Source organism: Cupriavidus sp. UME77, assembly GCF_014170355.1.
Taxonomy (GTDB): Bacteria; Pseudomonadota; Gammaproteobacteria; order Burkholderiales; family Burkholderiaceae; genus Cupriavidus; species Cupriavidus basilensis.
Map to the genome: position 1 here is coordinate 69706 of NZ_LZZU01000045.1, position 25379 is coordinate 95084.

Annotated in this window: 22 protein-coding genes; 21 read left to right on the forward strand and 1 reads right to left on the reverse strand. The window is 65.9% G+C overall.

The features are described from left to right. Window positions 1–92 precede the first annotated feature (92 nt). A complete protein-coding gene (locus A9975_RS17450) occupies window positions 93–2045 on the forward strand; it encodes a bifunctional diguanylate cyclase/phosphodiesterase (protein WP_183033929.1) in 1953 nt (650 codons plus the stop codon). 53 nt (window positions 2046–2098) lie between these two features. Here the strand turns inward: A9975_RS17450 and A9975_RS17455 are convergent, their stop codons facing one another. Then, window positions 2099–2851: a hypothetical protein gene (locus A9975_RS17455; RefSeq protein WP_183033930.1), complete on the reverse strand. Its 753-nt coding sequence runs from the start codon at window positions 2849–2851 to the stop codon at window positions 2099–2101. Between the two features lie 335 nt (window positions 2852–3186). On the opposite strand from A9975_RS17455, the gene A9975_RS17460 reads away from it, so the two are divergent. The 20 genes from A9975_RS17460 (at window position 3187) to A9975_RS17555 (ending at window position 25378) form a co-directional block, all read left to right on the forward strand. After that, window positions 3187–3570, forward strand: coding sequence for a response regulator (locus tag A9975_RS17460; RefSeq protein ID WP_174424116.1), 384 nt, complete (start codon window positions 3187–3189; stop codon window positions 3568–3570). A gap of 168 nt (window positions 3571–3738) precedes the next feature. Beyond that, the gene (locus A9975_RS17465) at window positions 3739–4215 is read left to right on the forward strand and encodes a chemotaxis protein CheW (protein ID WP_183033931.1); all 477 of its coding nucleotides are present in this window, start codon (window positions 3739–3741) and stop codon (window positions 4213–4215) included. 46 nt (window positions 4216–4261) lie between these two features. After that, window positions 4262–5902, forward strand: coding sequence for a methyl-accepting chemotaxis protein (locus A9975_RS17470; protein ID WP_183033932.1), 1641 nt, complete (start codon window positions 4262–4264; stop codon window positions 5900–5902). A 153-nt stretch (window positions 5903–6055) separates the two neighbouring features. Further along, window positions 6056–7879 carry a methyl-accepting chemotaxis protein gene (locus A9975_RS17475; RefSeq protein ID WP_183033933.1) on the forward strand — a complete coding sequence of 608 codons (1824 nt, stop codon included), beginning with the start codon at window positions 6056–6058 and terminating at the stop codon, window positions 7877–7879. A 50-nt stretch (window positions 7880–7929) separates the two neighbouring features. Beyond that, window positions 7930–8661, forward strand: coding sequence for a DUF4088 family protein (locus A9975_RS17480; RefSeq protein WP_183033934.1), 732 nt, complete (start codon window positions 7930–7932; stop codon window positions 8659–8661). A 412-nt stretch (window positions 8662–9073) separates the two neighbouring features. Then, window positions 9074–9391 (forward strand): flagellar transcriptional regulator FlhD, encoded by a 318-nt coding sequence (gene flhD / locus A9975_RS17485; protein ID WP_006162633.1) that lies wholly within the window; start codon window positions 9074–9076, stop codon window positions 9389–9391. Then, window positions 9388–9993: a flagellar transcriptional regulator FlhC gene (gene flhC / locus A9975_RS17490; RefSeq protein WP_183033935.1), complete on the forward strand. Its 606-nt coding sequence runs from the start codon at window positions 9388–9390 to the stop codon at window positions 9991–9993. The genes flhD and flhC overlap by 4 nt, the downstream gene beginning before the upstream one ends. Window positions 9994–10233: 240 nt before the next feature. Then, a complete protein-coding gene (motA, locus tag A9975_RS17495) occupies window positions 10234–11097 on the forward strand; it encodes a flagellar motor stator protein MotA (protein WP_183033936.1) in 864 nt (287 codons plus the stop codon). 18 nt (window positions 11098–11115) lie between these two features. Beyond that, window positions 11116–12138 (forward strand): flagellar motor protein MotB, encoded by a 1023-nt coding sequence (motB, locus tag A9975_RS17500; RefSeq protein ID WP_183033937.1) that lies wholly within the window; start codon window positions 11116–11118, stop codon window positions 12136–12138. A 59-nt stretch (window positions 12139–12197) separates the two neighbouring features. Continuing rightward, a complete protein-coding gene (cheA, locus tag A9975_RS17505) occupies window positions 12198–14225 on the forward strand; it encodes a chemotaxis protein CheA (protein WP_183033938.1) in 2028 nt (675 codons plus the stop codon). 21 nt (window positions 14226–14246) lie between these two features. Further along, on the forward strand, window positions 14247–14741 hold the full coding sequence (gene cheW, locus A9975_RS17510; RefSeq protein WP_006162638.1) for a chemotaxis protein CheW: 495 nt from the start codon (window positions 14247–14249) through the stop codon (window positions 14739–14741). 71 nt (window positions 14742–14812) lie between these two features. Then, a complete protein-coding gene (locus A9975_RS17515) occupies window positions 14813–15715 on the forward strand; it encodes a CheR family methyltransferase (RefSeq protein ID WP_150992423.1) in 903 nt (300 codons plus the stop codon). Next, window positions 15715–16377: a chemoreceptor glutamine deamidase CheD gene (cheD, locus tag A9975_RS17520; RefSeq protein WP_174424107.1), complete on the forward strand. Its 663-nt coding sequence runs from the start codon at window positions 15715–15717 to the stop codon at window positions 16375–16377. Before A9975_RS17515 ends, cheD begins: the two co-directional genes overlap by 1 nt. Before the next feature lie 23 nt (window positions 16378–16400). Beyond that, a complete protein-coding gene (locus A9975_RS17525) occupies window positions 16401–17477 on the forward strand; it encodes a chemotaxis response regulator protein-glutamate methylesterase (RefSeq protein WP_183033939.1) in 1077 nt (358 codons plus the stop codon). An 88-nt stretch (window positions 17478–17565) separates the two neighbouring features. Further along, complete coding sequence (cheY, locus tag A9975_RS17530; RefSeq protein ID WP_043357014.1) at window positions 17566–17961, forward strand: chemotaxis response regulator CheY; 396 nt, start codon at window positions 17566–17568, stop codon at window positions 17959–17961. Between the two features lie 10 nt (window positions 17962–17971). Then, entirely contained in the window at window positions 17972–18607 is a 636-nt protein-coding gene (gene cheZ, locus A9975_RS17535) for a protein phosphatase CheZ (RefSeq protein ID WP_043358525.1), read from the forward strand. A gap of 267 nt (window positions 18608–18874) precedes the next feature. Beyond that, complete coding sequence (flhB, locus tag A9975_RS17540; RefSeq protein ID WP_183033940.1) at window positions 18875–20017, forward strand: flagellar biosynthesis protein FlhB; 1143 nt, start codon at window positions 18875–18877, stop codon at window positions 20015–20017. Next, window positions 20014–22101 carry a flagellar biosynthesis protein FlhA gene (gene flhA, locus A9975_RS17545; RefSeq protein WP_183033941.1) on the forward strand — a complete coding sequence of 696 codons (2088 nt, stop codon included), beginning with the start codon at window positions 20014–20016 and terminating at the stop codon, window positions 22099–22101. Before flhB ends, flhA begins: the two co-directional genes overlap by 4 nt. A 13-nt stretch (window positions 22102–22114) precedes the next feature. After that, complete coding sequence (gene flhF / locus A9975_RS17550; protein WP_183033942.1) at window positions 22115–24556, forward strand: flagellar biosynthesis protein FlhF; 2442 nt, start codon at window positions 22115–22117, stop codon at window positions 24554–24556. Between the two features lie 3 nt (window positions 24557–24559). Then, the gene (locus tag A9975_RS17555) at window positions 24560–25378 is read left to right on the forward strand and encodes a MinD/ParA family protein (RefSeq protein WP_370564864.1); all 819 of its coding nucleotides are present in this window, start codon (window positions 24560–24562) and stop codon (window positions 25376–25378) included. Window position 25379: the final 1 nt, after the last annotated feature.

Genomic DNA, 25379 nt, shown 5'->3' on the forward strand with positions numbered 1-25379 from the left:
AGCGCGTGTGATGCGATGATGCGGGTCTTGCGCCCGCATCGCCTGGATCGTCGCGCTATCGCCCCCAATTTTTGCGCAGCTTCCTTATTGACATGAGTGCTAGCCTTCTGCTGCTCGCTGCCCTATCCGGCCTCGCGGTCGGGTTGGGGATACGTGCAGCCAAGCCGGACCGGGAGCAGCCCAGCGGGCCGGCCCGGTCGCTGCAATGGGCGGTCTTGCTGCTCTCTCCTGCTTCCGTAGGCCTGCCGCTATGGGTCGCGCTGGGTTCCGGCAGCCTGCGCGTCACGCACGACGTGTTGCAGACCGCGGCGGCCCTCGTCGCGACGGCCGCACTCACGCTTGCCATCCCCTGGCTGCGCCGCAATGTGCCACTGCGTGGCGCCGCGCTGGTGATGACACTGGCCGGCGCCGGCGTGGTGGTGGCTGCCGGCATGCGCTTGAGCACCCTGTGCGGCGAGGCCGCGCACCCGTCCGCCCTTTGCCTGGATCCCGGCAGGTTCATGCCACCGGCCTGGGTGGCGGCGGGCGCGCTGCTTTTGCTGCCGCTGGTATTCTTCGCCCTGCGCCGCGCCAACCTGCCCGGATGGCGGTTGGCCAGCAGCGGCAATTTCGCAAGTCCACAGAGTCATGCGCTGGACGAGATGTTCGAGGACCATCCGCCCGGCACTGGCGGCATCGCCGGCGGCGGCCCGACCATGCGGCGCCGTGGCCGTATCCCGGGCCGCCTGACCGTGCGCGCAACCGCGCGCGGGCATGGCACGGTCGGGGAGTACAGCGTCAGCACGGACCTTCCGGACCGCACCGGCTTTGCTCGCTGGCTCGACCAGTCGATCGCCCAGGCGCGCCTGGCCGAGACCAGCTGCGCCGTGCTGCTGGTGCATATCGCCGATTTTCGCGAGGTCGACGAGGTTTTCGAGGTGCGCGCCGACGATATCCTGGCGCAGGATGCCGGGGCGTTGGCCCAGGCAGCGCTGGAGCCGCATGACTTCCTGGCGCGCCTGGCGCGGGACGAATTTGCGGTCGGCGTGCCGGAGATGGTGCACCAGAACCGCGCCAATGAGCTGGGCGCGCGCCTGCTGGGCTCGCTCGCGGAGTTCGTGGCCGCGCGTGGCCTGCAGATGCAGATCGGCGTGAACATCGGCATCGCCATCTACCCGCGCGATGCGCAAACCTCCGAGGCCCTGATGCAGGCGGCACGCGTGAGCCTGAGCGAGGCGCGCGAGAGCGGCTCGAACCAGGTGCGCGTATTCAACTCGGCAGCCGGCGAACGCGCCCGGCGCATGCGGGTGATCCGACGCGACCTGTGGCTGGCCATCCAGGACGATGGCCTCGCCTTGCAGTACCAACCGAAGTTCGACGTGCGCCAGCGCACCGTGATCGGCGCCGAGGCCCTGTGCCGCTGGCGCCATCCGACCCTGGGGCAGGTCAATCCCGCCGAGTTCATCACGGTGGCGGAGCAGTCCGGCCAGATCGACAAGCTCGACGACTGGGTGATCGCCACGGTCTGCCGGCAGATCCGCCAGTGGCAGGACGACGGCATCCCCGTGGTGCCGGTGGCCATCAACGTGTCCGGCTTGCGCTTTGCCAGCCGCGATTTCCCGCAGTACCTGCTCGAGCAGATCCACCAGCATGACATCCCGCCATCGGCCGTCACGCTCGAGATTACCGAGACCGCGGCGATGAAGGACATCGCCCAATCGCTGGAAACGCTGCTGGAGTTGCAGGCCCTGGGCATCCACGTGGCGCTGGACGACTTTGGCAGTGGCTATTCAAGCCTGGGTTATCTCAAGCGCTTGCGGGTCGGGACGCTGAAGATCGATCGGACCTTGATTGGCGGGCTGGATGTCGATGCGCAGGGCAGGGCCATTGTCGGGTCGATGGTGGCGCTGGCGCACGAGCTGAAGATGCGGGTGGTGGCGGAAGGCGTGGAGTCGCATTCGCAGATGGATATCCTGGCGGGGATGGGGTGTGACGAGGCGCAGGGGTATCTGCTGTCGCATCCCTTGGACCCGGTCACGTTTGCCAATTTGTTATCGGGAGCGTGAGGAGGGGCGGGCGAATCGGACGAATCGGACGAAATACGTCTCGCCGTCAAACCTCACTTCCTGGGCGTGAAAGGCTCCGGTAACGCGCCCCCAGGCGGAAACAGCGCCAAAAGCCGGGTAAACCGCCCGCTCTCCGGCACCAGCAAGGCAAACCGGGTCTCGCAATGGTGCCCGGTAACGGCCCCAAGCCGGCGCAACTGCTGGCTGCAGCTAACCAGCGACGGCAGCCCGCGCGGCAGGTAAATGCTCGCCAGCAGCGCCTCCGGCTCGATCCGCGTGCGGCCATGAAAGCGCGCTAGCTGCATCAGCAGCTCATCCGACATGCCCGCCTCGCTGCTGGTGTCCAGGTCCAAGGGCAGGCCGATGGCGTCGCGATTCGCCACCGTCTGCACATCCCGCCAGTTCAGCGGCATGGGCCCGTCGCCGAGCACCGGCGCGAACAGCACTGAAGCCAGCAGCTGCAGGGTATGCGGCAGTGCCTCGGCGGTGGTCGGCACGATGGGTCCGCAGCCGGTGGCGGCATGTGGCAGGCCGTCGACCAGCAATGTGAGGACAAGGCGATCGGGATGGCGCAAGGAGCGCAGGCGTTGGGCGGTGGTAGCGTTGATCTGCCGCTCCACGATCACAAACTGCGCATCGGCCGGCTGTCGAGGGCGCCGCGATACCCAGTGCAGGCATCCACCAAAATCCGGCAGCGGCGCCAGCAATGCGTCTGGCGCGCCCTGGACAAAGACGGTGAGCTTGTCGGGTTGGCGCGGGTCAGGGGTATCCCGTTTGCTCCACTGCGGGCCTGGCAAGTTCGACATGATGACGTTCCGATGGTATTACAGTGCCTCAGTCGCGGGTAGCGCAGGCGTGCCATGGCCCGCCGGTGCGCGGGCCATTTTACGGCGAGGCCGTAGTATGCCCACCCGCCGCCGCCAGATGCACCCCATGCTCGTGGGGTAACAAATTCCGCCGATCGACGCAACCGTACTACGGATTCGGCCGTTGCTGCCGATATGCCCCAAAGGGGCGTTGTTTGCACCGGCCACGCCAGTCGCGCTTCGCCGCACACCGCAGCCCCGTCCGCAGGAACATCGGTCCACGGTGCCAGAACCCCGGCTTGTGGACACACCATCGCGCTGTCAACGGAGCCGCTATGTCTTTGCCTCATATTCTAGTTGTCGATGATTCTCCCTCCTTGCGCCGCATGATCGGCGCCTGCTTGCGCGCGGGGGGCTACGGCGTGTCCGAAGCCGCCGACGGCGACGAAGCGCTGGCGCTGGCCCTCGACGCTACCTTCGGCATGCTGGTGACCGACCAGGTGATGCCGGGAACGGACGGCCTGACCCTGATCCGCACGCTGCGTGGGAACGCTGCCTATGCCGCCGTCCCGATGCTGATGCTGAGCACCGAGGCCGACAGCCAGGTGCGCGAGCAGGCTCGCGTGGCCGGCGCGTCTGGCTTCCTGGCCAAGCCGTTCGATCCGGATCAGCTGATGGAAGCCGTGAATGCGCTGCTAGACCCCTCCAAGGTAGGGTAAATGCCTTGGTATTGTTGCCCTTCAGTCACGTCCAGGGCTGCCGTTAAGAGGTAAACGATATTCGTGCCTCGTCGCAGGCTGAGTCTCGGCCTGGCTGCCCCCCCGCGGGCCGGCCGGCTATGGCTTTGGCAGCGCCGCATGGCCGGTCATGGCAGCGGGAGCCAGCAAATGAAAACCGGGAACAAGACAGAGGGCGTGGGGGAAGAGTTCCTCGCGTTCAGGTTGGGCGGCGAGGAGTACGGCGTCGACATCCTCAAGGTGCAGGAGATCCGTGGCTATGAGAACGTCACGCAGATTGCCAATGCGCCAGCCTATCTCAAGGGCGTGGTCAACTTGCGCGGGATCATCGTCCCGATCATCGACCTGCGCATCAAGTTTCGCCAGGACAAGATCAACTACGACCAGTACACGGTCGTGATCATCGTCGACCTGCACGATCGCACCACCGGCATCGTGGTCGACGGTGTGTCCGACGTGCTGACGCTGGCCCCGGGCCAGATCCGGCAAGCACCCCAGCTCTCCGGCGAGACGGACTACATCCGCGGCATCGGTTCGGTCGAAAGCCGCATGCTCATCCTCGTCGATATCGAGAAACTGCTAGACACCGAAGAACTCGCGGCCATTGAGGCAGCCGCGGCCGCCTGAGGCGGTGCGCACGTAGCGAGAGTCCGATCCACGCAGTCTTCCATCCATGCGAAATAATCAACCCGTTACCACCCGAGAGTACAAGCTCTCCGCAGACGATTACCTGATCTCCAGGACCGACCTGAAGGGTCGCATTACGTTCGCCAATCGCGCTTTTATCGAGGCCAGCGGATTCGAGGCCGAGGAATTGCTCGGCGCCGCGCACAACCTGGTCCGCCACCCGGACATGCCGCCGGAGGCATTCGTCGACCTGTGGAAGACCATCCAGGCCGGACGCTCGTGGGTCGGCATCGTCAAAAACCGCCGCAAGGACGGTGATTTCTACTGGGTCAGCGCCACGGTGACGCCCACGGTCGTCGACGGGCAGCTGGTGGGCTATACCTCGGTGCGATCGATGCCGCAGCGCGGGCAGGTCGAGGCAGCAGACGCCGCCTATGGACGCCTGCGCGAGGGCGGCCGCTCTGGCCTGACCGTGCGCGACGGTGCCGTGGTACGCAGGGGCCTGGCGGGGCTGCCGGCACGCCTGGGCAAGATCACCCTCAAGCGACGCATCCTGCTATCGCAGGCGGCGGGCCTGGTGTGGTTCCTCGCGGCGCTGCTGGCCTTCGAGGCGCTGGCCGGGGCGCAAGCCACGAGCCAGTTGCGGGCCTGGCTGTGGGGCGGCTTCGGGCTGGCGGTCGCGTCATCCTTTATCGGCGGCACGCTGCTGCTGGCACGCGTGAACCGGCCGGTGCAGGACATGCTCGACTTTGCTTTGCGCATGGGCGCGGGCGATCTCACCACGCGCCTGGACTACCGCGCTAGCGACGAGGTGGGGGCGCTGGCGCGTGCCATGCGCACGATGCAGCGCAGCTTGCTGTCGGTGGTGGGCGAGATCCAGGAAGGCATGACGAGCATTTCCACGGCCACGCGCCAGGTGGCCGCGGGCAACAGCGACCTGTCGCAGCGCACCGAGCAGCAGGCAGCCTCGCTGGAAGAAACCGCATCGAGCATGGAAGAGCTGACCAGCACGGTGCGCCAGAACGCGGACAACGCACGCCAGGCCAGCGGCCTGGCAGCCAACGCCTCCGAGATTGCCGTCAAGGGCGGCGAAGTGGTGGGCCGCGTGGTGCAGACCATGGACGACATCAATGGTGCATCGAAGAAGATCGTCGACATTATCGGCGTGATCGAAGGCATTGCCTTCCAGACCAACATCCTGGCGCTGAACGCGGCGGTGGAAGCCGCGCGGGCCGGCGAACAGGGCCGCGGCTTCGCGGTGGTGGCGGGAGAGGTGCGCGGGCTGGCACAGCGCAGCGCGAACGCGGCCAAGGAAATCAAGGGCCTGATCGGCGACACGGTGGCGCGGGTGGACAACGGCTCGGCGCTGGTGGGCCAGGCCGGGCTGACCATGGGCGAGATCGTGCAAGCGGTCAAGAGCGTGACGGACATCATGGGCGAGATCAGCGCGGCGTCCGCCGAGCAGAGCTCGGGCATCGAGCAAGTGAACAAGGCCGTCGCCCAGATGGACGAAGTGACACAGCAGAACGCGGCACTGGTGGAGCAGGCCGCTGCCGCGGCCGGCGCGCTGGAAGACCAGGCCGGGCGCTTGCGCGATGCGGTAGCCACCTTCCGCGTCAGCTTGCGCCCTGAGGCTCGGCCGGTGCGCGCCCGTCAGGGTGACGCGCTGCATCTGGCGCAAGCCTGAAAAGACAAAGAGATCAAGCAGTGCCGAGGCAATCGGCCTGAAAGCGTGTTCTAGAAAAAGAAGTAGCGCCTGTCGTGCGTACTGCCGGCAACCCGCCGGCAGCGGACAGATGAGGCCCCCGGTCAAGTCATTCAGAAAAAAGAGGTAGTCTGCATGCAATGGTTCAATCAGCTCCGCGTCACGACCAAGCTGGTCGTTGGCTTTCTGGTCGTGTCGCTTATCGGCGTGGTGATGGGTCTGCTGGGCGTCATCAATATGGGACGCATGACGGACTGGACCAGCAGGATTTATCACGGCGACCTGCAGGCGCTCAAGGCGGTGCAGAGCGGCAACATTGACCTGCTCTATTCCAGCCGCGCGCAGATTGCGCTGCTGTCGGCTTCGACCATGGGCGAGCGCGCCGCCGAGAAGGAACAGATCGAAAAGTCGCTGGTCCTGCTGGACGAGAGCATGAAGCGTGCGCGCCCGGCGTTCGGCCAGCCGGAGGGGTTGGCCCTTGTCAAGCAATTCGATACCCTGCTGCCGGCCTACCGTGAGCGTCTGGCCAAGTATGTGGCGCTCGTCAGCAAGCAGCCGCTCGATACCTCGCAGTTTGAAAGCCAGGTCTTTAGCGAAAGCGCCGACCTGATCAAGGATAGCCGCGCGCTCGAAGACGTGATGGCAAAGATGGTCAAGCGCCGCGACGATCGCGCGCTGGCCAACATGGACGAAGCACGTGGCGTCTACGAAAGCTCCCGCCTGTGGATGCTGGGCCTGGTGCTGGGCGGCCTGGCCGTCTCCGTGCTGCTGGGCGCCTTCCTGGCCCGTACGCTGTCGCGCCAGCTGGGCGGCGAGCCGGCCTACGCGGTGGACATTGCCTCGCGTATCGCCGAGGGCGACTTCTCGGCCGACGTGAAGCTGCGTGCGGGCGACAAGGTCAGCCTGCTGCACGCCATGAAGCAGATGCAGCAGCAACTCTCGGCCATGGTGCGCGACTTCAAGGATTCTGCGGAATCGATCGCGTCCGCCTCGCGTGAGATTGCCGCGGGCAACAGCGACCTGTCGCAGCGTACCGAGCAGCAGGCAGCCTCGCTGGAAGAAACCGCATCGAGCATGGAAGAGCTGACCAGCACGGTGCGCCAGAACGCGGACAACGCGCGCCAGGCCAGCGGCCTGGCAGCCAACGCCTCCGAGACCGCGGTCAAGGGCGGCGAAGTGGTGGGCCGCGTGGTGAAGACCATGGATGAGATCAACGATGCATCCAAGAAGATCGTCGACATTATCGGCGTGATTGAAGGCATTGCCTTCCAGACCAATATCCTGGCGCTGAACGCGGCAGTGGAAGCCGCGCGCGCCGGCGAGCAAGGCCGGGGCTTTGCGGTGGTGGCAGGCGAGGTGCGCAGCCTGGCGCAGCGCAGCGCGAATGCGGCCAAGGAAATCAAGGGCCTGATCGGCGACACGGTGGCGCGGGTGGACAACGGCTCGACGCTGGTGGGCCAGGCCGGGCACACCATGGGTGAGATCGTGCAGGCGGTCAAGCGCGTGACGGACATCATGGGCGAGATCAGCGCGGCGTCCGCTGAGCAGAGCTCGGGCATCGAGCAGGTGAACAAGGCCGTGGCGCAAATGGACGAGGTGACGCAGCAGAACGCGGCGCTGGTCGAGGAGGCCGCGGCTGCCGCAGGTTCGCTGGAAGACCAGGCTACGCGCCTGCAATCCTCGGTAGCCAGCTTCCGCTTGGCCGAAACGGATGCCTTTGCCGGCTCCCGCGTGCAAGCGCCGCAGCCCAAGGTGATCACCGCGTCCAAGGCCAAGCCCAGGCGCATTGAGCCCTCGGCGCCGGCCGCCCGCCACGAAGAGTCCGGTCACGCCGAACCCGCGCCGGTAGACAAGGCTGAGCGCGAGGGCGGACGCGAAGCGCCTGCGCCGGTTACGGCACGCGCCGCGCGTCCCGCAGCCCTGGCCACTTCGGACAGCGGCGACTGGAGCGCTTTCTGACGGCGAACAAGATGCTCCGGCCGTCGGCGACATAGCCAGATCTGCACATCATGACTACTGAAATCACCCTGGCGCTGCCCGAAGAAGCCGCAGCCAAGCTGCGTGCCGAGTTCGAGCACTTCGTCAAGCTCTCGACCGGCCTGGACAACGAGTTCACGCCGCCCGGCTTCGATGATTTCCTGCGGGCACGCCTGCTGCACCATGACGGCCCGCTGACCGAGCGTGCCGTCACGCGGCTGCTCTCGGGTGGGGAATACGCCTGGGCCAAGCGCGTGTTCAACAAGCAGCTGCCCAATGCCATGGCGACCCTCATGCGCGACGCGCAGCGCTTTGGCTACGGCCTGGCGGTGCGCTACGAGTGGACGCCCCAGGAGCGCCTTGCGCACGCCCGCGACTGGTCCCGGCAGATTCTGGAGGACGCCGGGGCAGACCTGGCTTTTACCGATTCCCTGGCATCCCAGCTGGCTACCTCGGCGGTGGATATCCGCACGCTCGAGGAGCAGATGCAGACGCCGGCATGGCGCGTCGCGGAAAGCCTGCGCCGCCGGGTCTACGACCTCATGTACATGGTGCAGACTGAGCGCACCACCGGCACGGCACGCTCGCGGCTGGGCGAATTGCGCGCTTTGCTGGGGCTGTCGATGGACTACGGCACTGTGAGTGCCGAAGAAGCCGCACGCGTGATGGAGCAAGTCGAGCAAACCTGCCCGCATCTGTTTCGCGAAGAGCCAGACGACCTGTTCGCACGGGTGGCTGCATGGCTGCGCAGGGTCCTAGTGTAGAGAAGCTGTCTCGTCAATAGAGGAATGCGACTAGTACGCCCTCGGGCGGGATGACCTAACGGGCCATTTTAGAGCTTTTCCTCTGTTACATCCGCGTAACAGTTTTGATGCAAATCAGATGACAAGGAGATGACTGTTACAAAGTTTGAGTCCCATGTATGTTTCATGCGACATTGCCGTACCCCAACGTAAGAGGGGATTGGCAGTCTGCTCAAATTGCCGATATAACTCTGTCAGTCGTACTTACACTCTGTAACATTTGTAATGTTTCAGAAAAGTCTGACCAAGCGCAGTTCCGTAGTTGTACGCAGTACCCATCGCACACGCACTCAAACGATCTGGTCGCCTTCAGCCTTCGGCTGCGGGTAAGCGCCGGACAAGCGGTCGAAGGGCTTTTGGTAGCGGGGAAAAATTGGAAAGCAGTGAAGTTCTCCAGGAGATCAGGGAGGTCAATCTCGCCTATCTGCTGCTCGCGCAACGCCTGGTGCGCGAAAATCATCTGGAAGCCATGTTCAGGCTTGGCGTCAGCAAGGAAATTGCCGACATTCTCGCCAAGTTGACACCGGCCCAGCTTGTCAAACTGGCAGCATCAAACATGGTCCTGTGCCGTTTTCGGTTCGACGACCATGCCTTGCTGTCGACACTCACCCATACGGCCAAGAGCCATGATATGCAGCAGATCCATGCTGCGATCCTGCTCGCACGGCAGCCCGTGGAGTCGCTCAATTGACCGCGCTCCTGCAAGCCCCGTCAGCCCGGAGTACCACGGCCACTCCAGTCCCCAATCGCAAGAGCGTCCTGCAGGATGCCAACCAGACCCAGCTCGCCATTGAGCTGATCGGCCTGGGTGCGCGCCTGCAAGTCCTCGAAGCCGAGACCACGCTCTCGCGCGATCGCCTGATCCGCCTCTACAAGGAGCTGCGCGGCGCCTCGCCGCCCAAGGGCATGCTCCCCTTCTCGACCGACTGGTTCACCACCTGGTTGCCAAACATCCATTCCTCGCTGTTCTTCTCGGCCTATCAGTTCATGGTCCAGCAGGGCGAGACGGTTGGCATCCGCGGCGTGGTGGCAGCCTATCGGCTCTATCTTGAGCACGTATCGCTGCTCGAAAGCGAAATTGTCTTAAGTTTCACCCGTGCCTGGACGTTAGTACGGTTTTTCGAGAGCAACATGCTGCAGCTTTCCAGCTGCACCTGCTGCGGCGGGCGTTTCGTGACGCACGCGTACGAGCCGCATGCGAATTTCGTATGCAGCCTGTGCCGTCCGCCCTCGCGTGCTGGCAAAGCCAAGAAGCTCTCGAAGGACATCGCACCAGCGCAAGCTGTCGCCTGACTGAAATCCTTGGGTCGATAGGGCACTAAGTCTTCAAGTCTTGCCGTCTTCAGTCGTTAAGTCTTTAGACGGACCAGACTTCAGGACCCAAGGCTTCAAGGCCCGATAGTCCCAAGGTCTCAGATCCGATGGCAGCCTGCGTGACAGGTGAGCCCTGCCAGGACAGGCGGTATATCCGCCTGGCTGGAGGGGTGACGCTTGTGCGTGCCTGACGCGTGTTTTTCTGACGGGGAATCAATCGTGCTAGTTGTAATTGGCTTTGTTGTCGTGATAGTGGCGGTGCTTGGTGGATACGCCATGACCGGCGGCCATATGGGCGCGCTTTATCAACCGGCAGAGCTTGTCATCATTGGGGGCGCCGCGGTCGGCGCGTTCATCAGCTCCAATAATGGCAAGGCTATCAAGGCCACCATGCGCGTGCTGCCGACACTGTTTCGCAGCAGCAAGTACAGCAAGGCGCTGTACATGGAAGTCATGGCGCTGCTCTATGTCCTGCTGTCCAAGGCCCGCCGCGAAGGCATCCTGTTCCTCGAGAAGGAAATCGCGGATCCGGCGGCCAGCAGCGTGTTCAGCCAGTATCCGCGCATTCTTGCCGACCCGGGAATGATGGAGTTCCTGACGGACTACCTGCGCATGATGGTCAACGGCAATATGAACGCCTTCGAGATCGAGACCCTGATGGATCACGAGATCGAGACCTTCCGCCACGAGGCCGAGGTGCCGGCGCACGCGCTGACCCGGATCGGCGACGGCCTGCCCGCATTCGGCATTGTCGCCGCGGTGATGGGCGTGGTGCACGCGCTGGCCTCGGCAGACCTGCCGCCGGCCGAGCTGGGCGCGCTGATTGCCCACGCCATGGTCGGCACCTTCCTCGGCATCTTGCTCGCCTACGGCTTTGTCTCGCCGCTGGCGGCGCGGGTCGAGCACCAGGTGGACGAAACCGTGAAGATGTACGAGTGCATCAAGGTCACGCTGCTGGCTTCGCTCAATGGGTATGCACCTCTGGTGGCGGTGGAATTCGGCCGCAAGGTGCTGTACTCGACCGAGCGGCCATCCTTCCTCGAACTGGACGACCACGTCCGCGAAGTCAAGAGCATCACCTGACGAAGAGGAGCGACAGCGATGAGCAGTGAGCACGGTGCGCACCCCATTGTCGTCAAACGCATCAAGAAGAGCAGCGCCGGGCATCATGGCGGATCGTGGAAGATCGCGTACGCCGACTTCATGACGGCAATGATGGCGCTGTTCCTTGTGCTTTGGCTGCTGAAGGCTGCCCAGCCCAAGGACCTGGTGCAATTGGCCGAGTATTTCCGCACGCCGTTGAAAGTGGCCATTGCGGGCGGCAACAAGAGCAGCTTGTCTTCCAGCGTGATTCCTGGCGGCGGCACGGACGTGACCCGCCAGGACGCGGAAGTCAGGAAGACGCCCGAGGACGCCACGGCAAAGGCCAAGGAACGCCAGGAAGCCGAGCGCCTTCGCTCGCTCAAGAAGCGTCTTGAGCAGATCATCGAGAACAACCCCGTGCTGCGCCAGTTCCGCCCGCAGTTGTTGCTCGATATCACCAGCGAAGGTTTGCGCATCCAGATCCTGGATACGCAGAACCGGCCGATGTTCCGTACCGGCAGCGCCGCGGTCGAGCCGTATATGCGCACCATCCTGCGCGAGATCGGCCCGGTGCTCAACGAGATGCCCAACAAGGTCAGCCTGTCCGGCCATACCGACTCCGCCAACTATTCCAATGGCGAGCGCACGTATAGCAACTGGGAGCTGTCTTCAGACCGCTCCAATGCCTCCCGGCGCGAGCTGATCGCCGGCGGCATGAACGAGGGCAAGGTGCTGCGCGTGATTGGCCTGGCCGCCACCATGCCGCTCGACAAGAAGGACGATCTCGCGCCGGTGAATCGCCGCATCAGCATCGTGGTGCTGAACCAGCGCGCGCAGTCTCGGATCGAGGCTGAGAATGCCAGCGCCGCCGAGGTTTCGATCGCAGCAAAGGCCGGTGAAGCCGGCCAGGAAGTGCAGGCAGGCCTGGCGGCCGCCTCCGCCCCCGCAACCGCAGTCGCGCCGGCCGCTTCGGCCGCCCCGGCTGCGGCTGCGCCGGGCAACGCCGCCGCGGCCCCGGCCAAGCCGGGCAGTGTTCAATGAAGACCGCCTGCCATGCCGGCAGCGGGCTTCGCAGCAAAATTCAGTGAGCCAGGACGGTTATGTCTGTCGATATCGATATCACGCAGTTCTACCAGACCTTTTTCGAGGAGGCGGAAGAGCTCCTCGTGGAAATGGAGCAACTGCTGCTTGGGCTGGATCTCGAATCCCCCGATGCAGAAGAGCTCAACGCGATTTTTCGCGCGGCGCACTCTATCAAGGGCGGCGCGGCCACGTTCGGCTTCGCCGCCCTGACCGAAACCACGCACCTGCTGGAAAACCTGCTTGACCGTACGCGGCGGCGGGAACTGGCGTTGTCCCGGACCATCATCGACACTTTTCTGGAAACCAAGGACGTGTTGCAAGATCAGCTCAACGCCTACCGTAACGGTACGGAACCCGATCCGGAAACGCTGGCGCGTATCTGCGCCGTTCTTCAACAACTGGCGCTCGAGGCCGCGGGCGGCACGCCGGCACCCGCCCCGGCTGCGCCTGTTGCCGCAGCGGCAGCCGCGGCAACGGCCGCACCCGCACCCGCCGGCGGCGGCCTGAAGGTGACGCTGGTCAAGGTGTCGCCTTCGGACCAGGCGCTGTTGCGCGAGGAACTCGCCAACCTGGGCGAGATCACCGGACAGAAGGAAGAGGGCGGCGATCTCACCGTATGGCTGTCGAGCCAGTGCAGCGCCGATGACATCATCGCGGTGTGCTGCTTCGTCGTCGACGGCGACCAGATCGTCGTGGAAGCGGCGGATGCGCCGGCGCCCGCAGCGGCCGAGCCGGTAGCCGCGGCTGCTGTGGCTGCAGCGCCCGCGCCGGCGGCCGCCGCACCGGCGCAGGCTCCGGCCGCGCCCGCTCCCGCCAAGGAAAAAGCCAAGGCACAGCCCGCCGCGGCCGCGCACGCGCAGGAGAACGGCTCCATCCGCGTGCCCACCGAAAAGGTGGACCAGATCATCAACCTGGTGGGCGAGCTGGTCATCACGCAATCGATGCTGGCGCAGACCGCATCCGCGCTCGATCCGGTGCTGTTCGACCGCTTGTTCTCCGGCATGGGCCAGCTCGAGCGCAATGCGCGCGACCTGCAGGAAGCGGTGATGTCGATCCGCATGATGCCGATGGACTACGTCTTCTCGCGCTTCCCGCGCCTGGTGCGCGACCTCGCCGCCAAGCTGGGCAAGCAGATCGACCTGGTCACCTTCGGCAAGGCCACCGAGCTCGACAAGAGCCTGATCGAACGCATCATCGACCCGCTGACCCATCTGGTGCGCAACAGCCTGGACCACGGCATCGAGACACCGGACTTGCGCGTTGCCGCGGGCAAGGAACCCACCGGGCAGCTGATCCTGTCGGCCCAGCACCACGGTGGCAACATCGTCATCGAAGTGAGCGACGACGGTGGCGGCCTGCGCCGCGACAAGATCCTCGCCAAGGCGCTGCAGAATGGCCTGCCGGTGTCGGAGAACATCAGCGACGATGAAGTCTGGCAACTGATCTTCGCGCCGGGCTTCTCCACCGCCGAAGCGGTGACCGACCTGTCCGGCCGAGGCGTGGGCATGGACGTGGTCAAGCGGAACATCCAGGAAATGGGCGGCCACGTCGAGGTCACCTCGCGTCCCGGCCAGGGCACCACCACCCGCATCGTGCTGCCGCTGACGCTGGCGATCCTGGACGGCATGTCCGTCAAGGTGGGCGCCGAGACCTTCATCCTGCCGCTGAACTGCGTGATGGAGTCGCTGCAGCCCAAGCCGGAAGACGTCCACACGGCTGCCAACAACGACCGCGTGATGCATGTGCGCGGCGAGTACCTGCCGCTGCTGGAGCTGCACCGCGTGTTCAACGTGGCCGAAGCCGTGCACGAGCCCACCCAGGGCATCGCCGTGATCCTGCAGGCCGAAGGCAAGCGCTTCGCGCTGCTGGTGGACCAACTGATCGGCCAGCACCAGGTCGTGCTGAAGAATCTCGAAACCAACTACCGCAAGGTGCCTTGCATTTCCGCCGCCACCATCCTTGGCGACGGCAGCGTGGCACTGATCGTGGACGTCGGCGCGCTGCAGCGCACCGGAGTGCGCCGCCAAGACCCGGCGCTTGCTTAACGCTCAGGAGAACAAGACATCATGGCCGGCATCGGACACATCGATACCCCCGGGAGCGAAGCTTCCGGGCAGGAGTTCCTGGTTTTCACGCTGGGAAGCGAAGAGTATGGCATCGACATTCTCAAGGTGCAGGAGATCCGCGGCTACGACGCGGTGACCCGCCTGGCGAATGCGCCTGACTTCATCAAGGGCGTGACCAATCTGCGCGGCGTGATCGTGCCGATCGTGGACCTGCGCCTGAAGTTCCGCCTGGGCAACGTGCGCTACGACCACCAGACCGTGGTCATCATCCTCAATATCGCCGGCCGTGTGGTTGGCATCGTGGTGGATGGCGTATCGGACGTGCTGACCCTGACCGGCGAAGCCATCAAGCCGGCGCCGGAGTTCGGCGTCTCGGTTTCCAACGATCACCTGACCGGCCTTGGCACTGTCGACGGCCGCATGCTGATCCTGATCGACATCGAGAAGCTGATGACCAGTGCCGAAATGGAACTGGTCGAAGCCGAACTCGCCTGATCCCGCGCGGATCCGCCAGAGTTCACCAGAGCAAGCCCCAGTAAGACCACGGCCCAAAGCCCTTGCAACACATGACGCAGCCTCGCCCAACCGCCTTTGCCGCCGGCCCGCAATCAGCGCAGCCCGCTTCCCTGCGGCGCGACGAGCCGCGTGACTTCCTGCTGACCGAGCGGGACTTCGAGAAGATCCGCGCGATGATTCATCGCCGCGCGGGCATCTCGCTTGGCAGCCACAAGCGAGAGATGGTGTACAGCCGGCTGGCGCGACGGCTGCGCACGCTGCAGCTGGTCGATTTCGGCACTTACCTGGCGATGCTGGATGCCGACGACGGCTCGGACGAGTGGGAGTTCTTTACCAACGCGCTCACCACCAACCTGACGTCGTTCTTCCGCGAAGCCCATCACTTCCCCTTGCTGGCGGAGCACGCCAAGAAGACCGGCCGGCCCTACTCGGTATGGTGCTCGGCCGCGTCCACCGGCGAGGAACCCTACTCGATCGCCATCACGCTGGCCGAGGCGCTCGGCGAGCGCGCCGCCACGGTGCTGGCAACCGATATCGACACCCAGGTGCTGGCCAAGGCCCGCTCCGGTGTCTACACGGCCGAGCAGGTGAACAAGCTCTCGCCGGAGCGGCTCAAGCGCTTCTTCCTCAAGGGCACCGGCCAGCGCGCCGGCGCGGTCAAGGTCAAGCCAGAACTGGCGGGCACCATCAGTTTCGAGCCGCTCAACCTGCTGGCGCCGGACTGGGGTATTCGCGAGAAGTTCGACGCGATCTTCTGCCGCAACGTGATGATCTATTTCGACAAGCCTACCCAGGGCAAGATCCTGGAGCGTTTCGTGCCGCTGCTCAAGCCGCACGGGCTGCTGTTCGCGGGCCACTCCGAGAATTTCTCCTACGTGACGCGCGCCTTCCAGCTGCGCGGGCAGACTGTCTACGAACTGGCGCCGCAGTCGGCCCGGCTGGGAGGATCGTGATGCGCACGCCCCAATTGCCCGAGGCGATCGCCACCCGCAGCTACTTTGACCGCGAATTCGGCAAGCAAGCCATCAAGTTGCTGCCCAACGAGTATTACGTGACCCGCGAGGACGTGGTGCTGACCACGGTGCTCGGCTCGTGCGTAGCGGCATGCATCCGCGACGAGACGGCCGGGGTAGGGGGCATGAACCACTTCATGCTGCCGGACGACGATGGTGCGGGTGCGGGTGCGGATCGGCTGCTCTCCGCATCGATGCGCTACGGCTCCTACGCGCTGGAAGTGCTGATCAACGAATTGCTGAAGATGGGCGCGCGCCGTGAGCGGCTCGAAGCCAAGGTGTTCGGCGGCGGCGCGGTGCTGGCCAACATGACCACGCTCAATATCGGCGATCGCAACGCCGAGTTCGTGCTCAGGTACCTGAAGGCCGAGGAGATCCGCGTGGCCGCCCAGGACCTGCGCGGCCCGCACGCGCGCCGCGTCAGCTATTTCCCGCTTACCGGGCTGGCGCTGGTGCGCCGGCTCACCCGGCAGGACGACCAGGTGGTGGTCGAGCGCAACGAACGCGCGCTGGCACGCGCCATTGCCAGCTCCGCGACGACGCCGGCAAAGGGCGGCGCGGAACTGTTTTCGCGGCGCGCGCCATCGGCTGCCGTTTCCTGATACGACAAGGATTTTTTCGAGACATGACTGCGGCCAAGATCAAGGTATTGTGCGTGGATGACTCCGCGCTGATACGCAGCCTGATGACGGAGATCATCAACAGCCAGAGCGATATGGAGGTGGTTGGTACCGCCCCTGATCCGCTGGTGGCGCGTGACCTGATCAAGCGCCTGAATCCGGATGTGCTTACGCTGGACGTGGAAATGCCGCGCATGGACGGGCTGGATTTCCTAGAGCGGCTGATGCGCCTGCGCCCGATGCCGGTGCTGATGGTGTCGTCGCTGACCGAGCGCGGCTCGGAAATCACGATGCGCGCGCTGGAGCTCGGCGCGGTGGATTTCGTCACCAAGCCCAAGCTCGGCATCCGCGACGGCCTGATGGATTACACCGACACCATCGCCGACAAGATCCGCGCCGCGTCGCGCGCGCGCATCCGCAGCAAGGCACCCGTCAGCGGGGAGGCGGCTGCGCCGGCTACCCCGATGCTGCGCAGCCCGTTGCTGTCCACGGAGAAGCTGATCATCGTCGGGGCGTCCACCGGCGGCACCGAGGCCATCAAGGACTTCCTGATGCCGATGCCGCCCGATTGCCCCGCCGTGCTGATCGTCCAGCATATGCCGGCCGGCTTCACGCGTTCGTTCGCGCAGCGCCTGGACGGCCTGTGCCGGATCACGGTCAAGGAAGCGGAGCACGGCGAGCGCGTGCTGCCCGGCTACGCCTATATTGCCCCGGGCGACTCGCACCTGCTGCTTGCGCGCAGTGGGGCCAACTATGTGGCCCACCTGTCGCAGGAGCCGGCGGTCAACCGCCACCGGCCGTCGGTCGAGGTGTTGTTCGATTCGGCCGCCAGGCACGCCGGCAAGAACGCCATCGGCGTGATGCTGACGGGCATGGGCAAGGACGGGGCGCAAGGCATGCTGCGCATGCGCGAGGCCGGCGCCTACAACCTGGCGCAGGACGAAAGCAGCTGCATCGTATTCGGCATGCCCAAGGAGGCGATTGCCGCCGGCGGGGTGCATGAGGTAGTACCGCTGCACGCGATGAGCCAGCGCGTGATGGCACGCCTGGCCACCTTCGGGGCACGCGCGCAGCGAGTTTGACAGGGCACAAGCGCTGGCCCGGCCGCATGCCGGCCTGGCCAGCGCAAGTATCACAGCAACTTTCCACAACTGTATTGGAGCCGTTAGAGTGGACAAGAACATGAAGATCCTGGTGGTCGATGACTTCCCCACCATGCGTCGCATCATCCGCAACCTGCTTAAGGAACTGGGCTTTGCCAACGTCGAGGAAGCCGAAGACGGCGCCGCGGGCCTGGAGAAAGTCAAGGACGGCAGCTTCCAGTTCGTCATTTCCGACTGGAACATGCCGAACATGGACGGCCTGAGCATGCTGCAGGCGATTCGCGCCGAAGGCCCGCTGGCCAAGCTGCCGGTGCTGATGGTGACGGCAGAGGCCAAGAAGGAGAACATCATCGCCGCGGCACAGGCCGGCGCGAACGGCTATGTGGTCAAGCCGTTCACGGCAGCGACGCTCGACGAGAAAATTACCAAGATCTTCGAGAAACTGGCGAAGGAAGGGGCATAAGGTGGGCGACATGTCGACGACTCCGACTCTCAGCAACGAATCTGCCGAGCAGCTGTTCCAGCGCATTGGCGCCCTGACACGGATGCTGCGCGACAATATGCGCGAATTGGGGCTCGACAAGGAAATCGAGCGTGCCGCACAGGCCATCCCCGATGCGCGCGACCGGCTCAGCTATATCGCCTCCATGACCGAGCAGGCTGCCGAGCGCACGCTGACCGCGGTGGAGCTGGCGCAGCCGATCCAGTCCGGCATGGAGAAGCAGGCCGAGGCGCTCGACAAGCGCTGGGAAGCTTGGTTCGAAACGCCGGTGGAGCTGGGTGACGCACGCGAGCTCGTGCTCGACACCCGCGCCTTCCTGACCGACGTGCCGCAGCAGGCCCGTGCCACGGGCAGCCACCTGCTCGACATCATGATGGCGCAGGACTTCCAGGACCTGACCGGCCAGGTCATCAAGAAGATGATGGACATGATCCACTCCCTGGAGCAGGAACTGCTGCAGGTGCTGATCGACAATGTCCCGGCCGATCGCCGCGTGGAAGCGCCGGCTACGTTGATGAATGGGCCGCAGGTCAACCCCGAAGGCAAGGCCGACGTGGTCTCCGACCAGTCGCAGGTCGACGACCTGCTCGCCAGCCTGGGCTTCTGATCGCCAGGCATGGACCGTGGCGCCGCTAGCGGCGCCGCGCCATCCCGCGTGGACCCCTTGCGCGGAGTGCACTGCCGGAGCGCCCTCGCCGCCAAGGCGAGGGCTGCGCATCGCGCATGCCGGCCATCCCCCGCGCGCCGCGCCCAAGCGGCGCCATCGCGCAAACAGCGCCAGAATCCCAGTCCTATTCCGGCTAATGCCCGCCGGTCTGCGCTCCGATAATCGATCCTGACGAACGGCCGCATGCCGCTTCGTAACGGAGCGGCCATGTCCGAAGAAAGCGATCTCGAGAAAACCGAACCCGCCTCAGCCCGACGCCTGGAAAAGGCGCGCGAAGAGGGGCAGGTCGTGCGTTCGCGCGAGCTCGCCACGCTGATCATGCTGATGAGCGGCGTAGTGGGCCTGTGGACGCTGGGCGGCACGCTTGCCAGCAAGCTCGATGCCGTGTTGCACGCCAGCCTGGCCTTCGAGCCGGCGATTGCCTTCGACACCACGCGCATGATGTCGCGCTTTGGCATCGCGGTCTGGGAGGGTCTGCTGGCCTTCCTGCCGCTGCTGCTGTTCTTTGGCGCGGCAGCGCTGGCCGGGCCCATGCTGCTGGGCGGCTGGATGTTCTCCGCGAAGTCTTTCGCCCCGGATTTCTCCCGCCTCTCGCCGCTCAAGGGGCTGGGCAGGTTGCTCTCCTCACAGTCGCTGGTGGAGCTGGTCAAGGCCATTGCCAAGGCGCTGCTGGTTGGCAGCGTGGCCGGCTGGGTGCTGTGGCGGCGGCTGCCCGAGGCCATCGCGCTGATGAGTGCGCCGATCCACGAAGCGCTGCTGCACATGCTGGAGATGGTGCTGAGCGGCTGCGCGATGGTGGCGGGTTCGCTGGTGCTGGTAGCGGCGCTCGACGTGCCCTGGCAGTACTGGACCTTTTACAAGAAGCTGCGCATGACCAAGGAAGAGGTCAAGCAGGAGCACAAGGATAGCGAAGGCGACCCGCACATCAAGGGGCGCATCCGCCAGCAGCAGCGGGCCATGGCCAAGCGCCGCATGATGTCGGAAGTGCCGAAGGCGGATGTGGTGGTCACCAACCCCACCCACTTCGCCGTGGCGCTGCGCTACGAAGAAGGCCGCATGAGCGCGCCGCGCGTGGTCGCCAAGGGCAGTGACGCGATTGCCGCGCGCATTCGCGAGATTGCCGTCGAGAACGGCGTGCCGTTGCTGTCCGCGCCGCCGCTGGCGCGCGCGCTGCATCGTCACGTAGAGCTGGGCAGGGAAATCCCTGCCGGCCTGTACACCTCCGTGGCCGAAGTCCTGGCCTGGGTCTATCAACTGAAGCACTGGCACCACAGCAGCGGCCCGCATCCGGCGGCACCCTCCGATCTGCTGGTGCCGGATGAGTTAGCCGTACCGGAAAGCCAAGCATGAACGCATTGACCTCGCTGTTCAAACTGCCGGGGGGCCAGACAGGCGGGCAGATGAAGGCCCTGGCCGGCCCGCTGCTGATCATCATGATCCTCGGCATGATGATCCTGCCGCTGCCGCCCTTTATCCTGGATCTGCTGTTCACGTTCAACATCGCCCTGTCGATCATGGTGCTGCTGGTGGGCATGTACACGCAGAAGGCGCTGGACTTCGCCGCCTTCCCGGCGGTGCTGCTGTTCACCACGCTGCTGCGCCTGTCGCTTAACGTGGCCTCGACCCGGGTCGTGCTGATGGAAGGGCACACCGGGCCGGATGCCGCGGGCAAGGTGATCGAGGCCTTCGGCCACTTTCTGGTCGGCGGCAACTTTGCGGTGGGCATCGTGGTGTTCGCGATCCTGGTGGTGATCAACTTCATGGTCATCACCAAGGGCGCCGGGCGTATCGCCGAAGTTGGCGCGCGCTTCATGCTCGACGCCATGCCCGGCAAGCAGATGGCGATCGACGCCGACCTCAACGCTGGCCTGATCAATGAAGAAGGCGCCAAGAAGCGTCGCGCCGAGGTCTCGCAGGAATCGGACTTCTACGGCGCGATGGACGGTGCCAGCAAGTTCGTGCGCGGCGATGCCGTGGCGGGTCTGATGATCATGTTCATCAACGTCGGCGCCGGCATGGTGGTGGGCATGGTGCAGCATGACCTGGACTTCGCCACCGCGGTGCGCAACTACACGCTGCTGACCATCGGCGATGGCCTGGTCGCACAGATCCCGGCGCTGGTGATTTCCACCGCCGCGGGTGTGATCGTTTCGCGAGTCTCCAACGAGCAGGACGTGGGCCAGCAGCTGACTGGCCAGCTGTTCTCCAATCCGCGCGTGCTCTACCTGACCGGCGCCATCATTGGCATGATGGGCATCATCCCGGGCATGCCGCACTTCGCCTTCCTGGCCTTTGCTGGTGCGCTGGTGTGGTTCGGCCGCTATGTGGCACGCCGCGACGTGGCGCAGGCGCAGGAAAAGAAGCGCGAGGAACGCGCTCCCGCGGTGGCGCCGGAATCGACCGAAGCCAGCTGGGACGATGTCACCCTGGTCGATCCGCTCGGCATGGAAGTGGGCTATCGCCTGATCCCGCTGGTGGACCGCGCGCAGAACGGCGAGCTTCTCGGGCGCATCAAGAGCATCCGCAAGAAGGTGGCGCAGGAGATCGGCTTCCTGGTGCCGGTGGTGCATATCCGCGACAACCTGGAGCTCAAGCCCAACGCCTACCGCATCACGCTCAAGGGCGTGGAGATCGGCCGCGGCGAAGCTGCGCCCGGGCAGTGGATGGCGATCAACCCTGGCCAGGTGTCCGGCGCGCTGCCGGGCACGCCCAGCCAGGACCCGGCTTTCGGCCTGCCCGCGGTGTGGATCGAGAGCGGCCTCAAGGAGCAGGCGCAGACCTACGGCTACACCGTGGTGGACGCAAGCACGGTAGTGGCCACTCACCTCAACCACCTGATCCACATGCACGCGGCTGAACTGCTTGGCCGCCAGGAAGTGCAGGCGCTGCTCGACCGCATCGCCAAGGAATCGCCCAAGCTCACCGAAGACCTGGTTCCCAAGGTCATCACGCTTACCGCGCTGCAGAAGATCCTGCAGAACCTGCTGGACGAAAGCGTGCCGATCCGCGACATGCGCACCGTGCTGGACGTGGTGGCCGAGCACGCGCCGAAGGTCAGTGATCCCAACGAGCTCACCTCGCTGGTGCGCGTGGCGCTGGGCCGTGCCATTACCCAGCAGTGGTTCCCCAACGGCGCCGACCTCCAGGTCATCGGCCTGGACGCTGGCTTGGAGCGCGTGCTGTCGCAAGCGCTCACCAACGGCGGCGGCATCGAGCCGGGCCTGGCCGATGCGCTGCTGCAGCAGACGCAAGCCGCGGTGACCAGGCAAGAACATCTGGGGCTGGATCCGGTGCTGCTGGTGCCGCATCCGCTGCGCCCGTTGCTGGCGCGCTTCCTGCGCCGGACTATGCCGCAACTCAAGGTGCTCTCGCATGCCGAGGTGCCGGACAACCGAAATATCAGGATCACCGCCATGATCGGTGGCACAGCGTGAGGGGTTTCGCAAAATGAGCGTAGCTAAATTCGTGGCGGCCAATGGCCGCGAGGCTTTGCGCCAGGTGCGCGAGGCGATGGGTCCGGACGCGGTGGTGCTGTCCAACCGCACCGTTGAAGGTGGCGTGGAGATTGTCGCGATGCGCGACACCGATCTCGGCGCCATCTCCAGCAACGCGCCGGTGTTCACGCCGCCGCCGGCTGCCGCGGTCGCTGTCGACGGCGCCCTTGGCGACCTGCGCGGCGAACTGCAGACCATGCGCGCCATGATGGAGCGCCAGTTCTCCGGCGTGGGCACGCACAGCCTGCCGTCGATAGGCGGAGACCCGTTGCGCGATTCGCTGTTTACCTGGTTAGTGACCGCTGGCTTCTCCGGGCAGCTCGCCCGTTCGCTGCTGGGTCACTTGCCGCTGGGCCATGACCGGCCTGCCGCCATGACCTGGATCCGCCAGGAGCTCGCCCGCAAGGTGCCGGTGCTGAACGACGAAGATGCGCTCTTTGCCCAGGGTGGCGTGCTGGCGCTGGTCGGTCCCACCGGCGTTGGCAAGACCACCACCACCGCCAAGCTCGCCGCGCGCTTCGTGCTCAAGCACGGCCCGGAACGCCTGGCGCTCCTGACCACCGACACGTTCCGGATTGGCGCGCACGAGCAATTGCGCATCTACGGCGACATCCTTGGCGTGCCCGTGCACGCGGTCAAGGACGCGGCCGACCTGCGCTTTGCGCTGGCGGCGCTGACCGAGAAGCACCTGGTGATCATCGACACCGTGGGCATGAGCCAGCGCGACCGCAACCTGTCCGAGCAGATTGCCATGCTGGCCGGCGTGCAGGCGCCGGTGCAGCGCATCCTGCTGCTCAACGGCGCCAGCCATGGCGACACGCTCAACGAAGTCGTCCACGCCTACCGCCACGATGCCACGCCCGACGGCGGCATCGACGGCTGCATCGTCAGCAAGCTGGACGAGGCCACGCACCTGGGCTCCGTGCTCGACGTGGTGATCCGCCACCGCTTGCCGGTGTACTACGCCTCCACGGGCCAGCGCGTGCCCGAGCACCTTGAGCTCGCCAACGGCGCGGCCCTTGTCGAGCGTGCCTTCCAGACGCCGCGCCGCGGCTCGGTGTTTGCCGACGCGGAAGCCGCGCGCCGCGCCATGCCCGCGCAGGACGATAGCGAAGCTACGCGCGCGGCCAGCCCCGGCGGTGCCGACGGCATGTTGCGCTCGCTGACCGACAGCGCCAACGCGGTGGGCGATTGCGTGGAGCAACTGAACGCTGGCAGCTATAGCTTTGAGCTGGTCCGCTCGCTGTGGCAGCAACGCAATGAGGGCGCACCCTCGCCGCGCCTGATGGCGCAGCAAGTGCGCGAGGCCGCCTGCCGCGACCTCGCCCGCCATTGCGACCGCTTCGTGCTGTCGCTGAGCGCCACGGTGGCCACGCCGGTGGCGGGACGGCGCGCGCCGCGCCCCTGGCAACACACGCTGTTCCTGGCGGACCGCGACGGCCTGCCGCTGGCGGCCGCCGCCGCGCCCGCCGGCCGCACCGGCCCGGCGCTGCAAGGCGGCCAGGGCGGATGGGAGGCTGATGCCGCCACCCTGTGCGCCGCCATCGCCGCCGCCCGTACTGTGGTCAACGTACTCGACGCCATGCCTGCCGCCCCCACGCTGGCACGCTGGCAGCAAGCGGGTGAGCGCTGGCTGGCCACCGCGCGCAAGACCACCCGCGTGGCCAGCGGCGGGGCTGCCGTCAAGCTCGATGCGCTGGCCGAGACGCTGACCTTCCACGCCGTGCAAGACATGGACTATCGCGGCCGCGATGCTGTGCAGTGGATCGCGCAAAGCCCGGTTCGTGTGCTCGAAGGCCAGGCACGCGGCGCCCGCGCTGGCGCCGAGGGCGGTACCGAGGCAGGTTTGCTGGTGTCGCGCGTGGTCGACCGCGAGAACGGCCAGACGCTCGCTGTGCATTACCTGCTGTGCGACCCGGCGCTGTCCGCCGAGGGCGCGCAACTGGCCCGCTGGGCCCGTTGGGCCGAGGCCGGCGAAGCGCAACTGCGCACGCTGCGCCATGCGCTGGACCACCTGGGCCAAGGTGACGGCGGCAATGAACCCGCACAGGCCGAAGCGCAGGCCTGCGCCCGCTTGCTCGCGCTGCAGATGGGCGTGGCCGCGCTGCGCCTCGAGCAGGCCAGCGACGATTCGGTCGGCGCATTCCTGGCGCGGCTGACCGGCCGTGCGCCGGCTCGCCAGGCTTGCGGCGCCGCCGTGCTGGTCGAAGGCATCGGCCGCCTGCTGGCCTTGCTCGACGTGCTGGAAAACTATCCGGCCCGTGGCGGCCGCGCCGCGCAGCCCGTTGTTCAGGAAGCCCCGCCGGAGACGTTCCAGCTGGGCGGCGCCGGCGGCTTGCTCGAGGCGCGCATGAGCGCAAGCCGCGTGTTCGAGACGCTGGCACAGGGAGAATAAGCCGTGAATTCACTCGCATCCGACCAGGCGGAAAGCCTGCGGCGCATGCTGGCGCCCCGCGCCACGCGCCGCATTGCCGTGGTCGCAAGCGATGCCGGTGCCGGCGCCACTACGGTGGCACTGGGGCTGGCCAACGCCCTTGCCCTGCAAGGTGAACGCGTACTGCTCGTCGATGAGGACCGCTTCGGCGCCCGCGCCACGCGGCTTGCCGGCGCCATGCCGGAAGGCACCCTGGCCGCGGTGCTGGGCGGCGCAGTGATGCTCGATGCCGCGCTCGGCAAGCGTCCTGCCGGCACCATCGCCGTGCTGCCGGGCAGCCCCCAGGCCAATGGCGACCTGCAGTTGCTCAAGTCGTTTCGCACCGTGCTCAGCGATGCCCGCCGCGATGCGGATGGCGGCTTGTCGCAAATGGCTGGCGCGGCGCACAACCTCGTGGTGGTGCTGCGCGCGGAGCCGGCCTCGATCAAGGCCGCATACGCCTGCATCAAGCAGCTCAATCACCTTTACGCCTGCCGGCGTTTCCACCTGGTGATCAATGCCGCCGCCGGAGACGCCGCCGCCAGTGCGGTGCTGGGCAACCTGGCCCGTACCGCCAGCCAGTACCTTGGCGTTGAGGCCAGTCCCGCAGGCAGCCTGCCGCACGATCCGCTGGTTGAGCGCAGTACCGCATTGGGCCGTTGCGTGGTCGAGGCCTTCCCGGCCGCGCCCGCCACTGCCGCATTACGCCGAATTGCCACGGGCATTGCCAGTTGGCCAATGTCCACCGATCCCCGTTCAACCCTGTCGGCGCCGATGGCGCCGACGGCCACGGCCCTGGCTTAAG

What these genes read in the sequence shown, in the direction of transcription:
- motB (WP_183033937.1), top strand. Translation starts at nt 11,116, where the DNA reads ATGAGCAGTGAGCACGGTGCGCACCCCATTGTCGTCAAACGCATCAAG.
- A9975_RS17480 (WP_183033934.1), top strand. Translation starts at nt 7,930, where the DNA reads ATGACTACTGAAATCACCCTGGCGCTGCCCGAAGAAGCCGCAGCCAAG.
- A9975_RS17450 (WP_183033929.1), top strand. Translation starts at nt 93, where the DNA reads ATGAGTGCTAGCCTTCTGCTGCTCGCTGCCCTATCCGGCCTCGCGGTC.
- A9975_RS17515 (WP_150992423.1), top strand. Translation starts at nt 14,813, where the DNA reads ATGACGCAGCCTCGCCCAACCGCCTTTGCCGCCGGCCCGCAATCAGCG.
- flhA (WP_183033941.1), top strand. Translation starts at nt 20,014, where the DNA reads ATGAACGCATTGACCTCGCTGTTCAAACTGCCGGGGGGCCAGACAGGC.
- A9975_RS17475 (WP_183033933.1), top strand. Translation starts at nt 6,056, where the DNA reads ATGCAATGGTTCAATCAGCTCCGCGTCACGACCAAGCTGGTCGTTGGC.
- cheD (WP_174424107.1), top strand. Translation starts at nt 15,715, where the DNA reads ATGCGCACGCCCCAATTGCCCGAGGCGATCGCCACCCGCAGCTACTTT.
- A9975_RS17465 (WP_183033931.1), top strand. Translation starts at nt 3,739, where the DNA reads ATGAAAACCGGGAACAAGACAGAGGGCGTGGGGGAAGAGTTCCTCGCG.
- A9975_RS17470 (WP_183033932.1), top strand. Translation starts at nt 4,262, where the DNA reads ATGCGAAATAATCAACCCGTTACCACCCGAGAGTACAAGCTCTCCGCA.
- A9975_RS17460 (WP_174424116.1), top strand. Translation starts at nt 3,187, where the DNA reads ATGTCTTTGCCTCATATTCTAGTTGTCGATGATTCTCCCTCCTTGCGC.
- A9975_RS17455 (WP_183033930.1), bottom strand. Translation starts at nt 2,851, where the DNA reads ATGTCGAACTTGCCAGGCCCGCAGTGGAGCAAACGGGATACCCCTGAC.
- A9975_RS17525 (WP_183033939.1), top strand. Translation starts at nt 16,401, where the DNA reads ATGACTGCGGCCAAGATCAAGGTATTGTGCGTGGATGACTCCGCGCTG.
- cheA (WP_183033938.1), top strand. Translation starts at nt 12,198, where the DNA reads ATGTCTGTCGATATCGATATCACGCAGTTCTACCAGACCTTTTTCGAG.
- flhB (WP_183033940.1), top strand. Translation starts at nt 18,875, where the DNA reads ATGTCCGAAGAAAGCGATCTCGAGAAAACCGAACCCGCCTCAGCCCGA.
- cheZ (WP_043358525.1), top strand. Translation starts at nt 17,972, where the DNA reads ATGTCGACGACTCCGACTCTCAGCAACGAATCTGCCGAGCAGCTGTTC.
- flhF (WP_183033942.1), top strand. Translation starts at nt 22,115, where the DNA reads ATGAGCGTAGCTAAATTCGTGGCGGCCAATGGCCGCGAGGCTTTGCGC.
- cheW (WP_006162638.1), top strand. Translation starts at nt 14,247, where the DNA reads ATGGCCGGCATCGGACACATCGATACCCCCGGGAGCGAAGCTTCCGGG.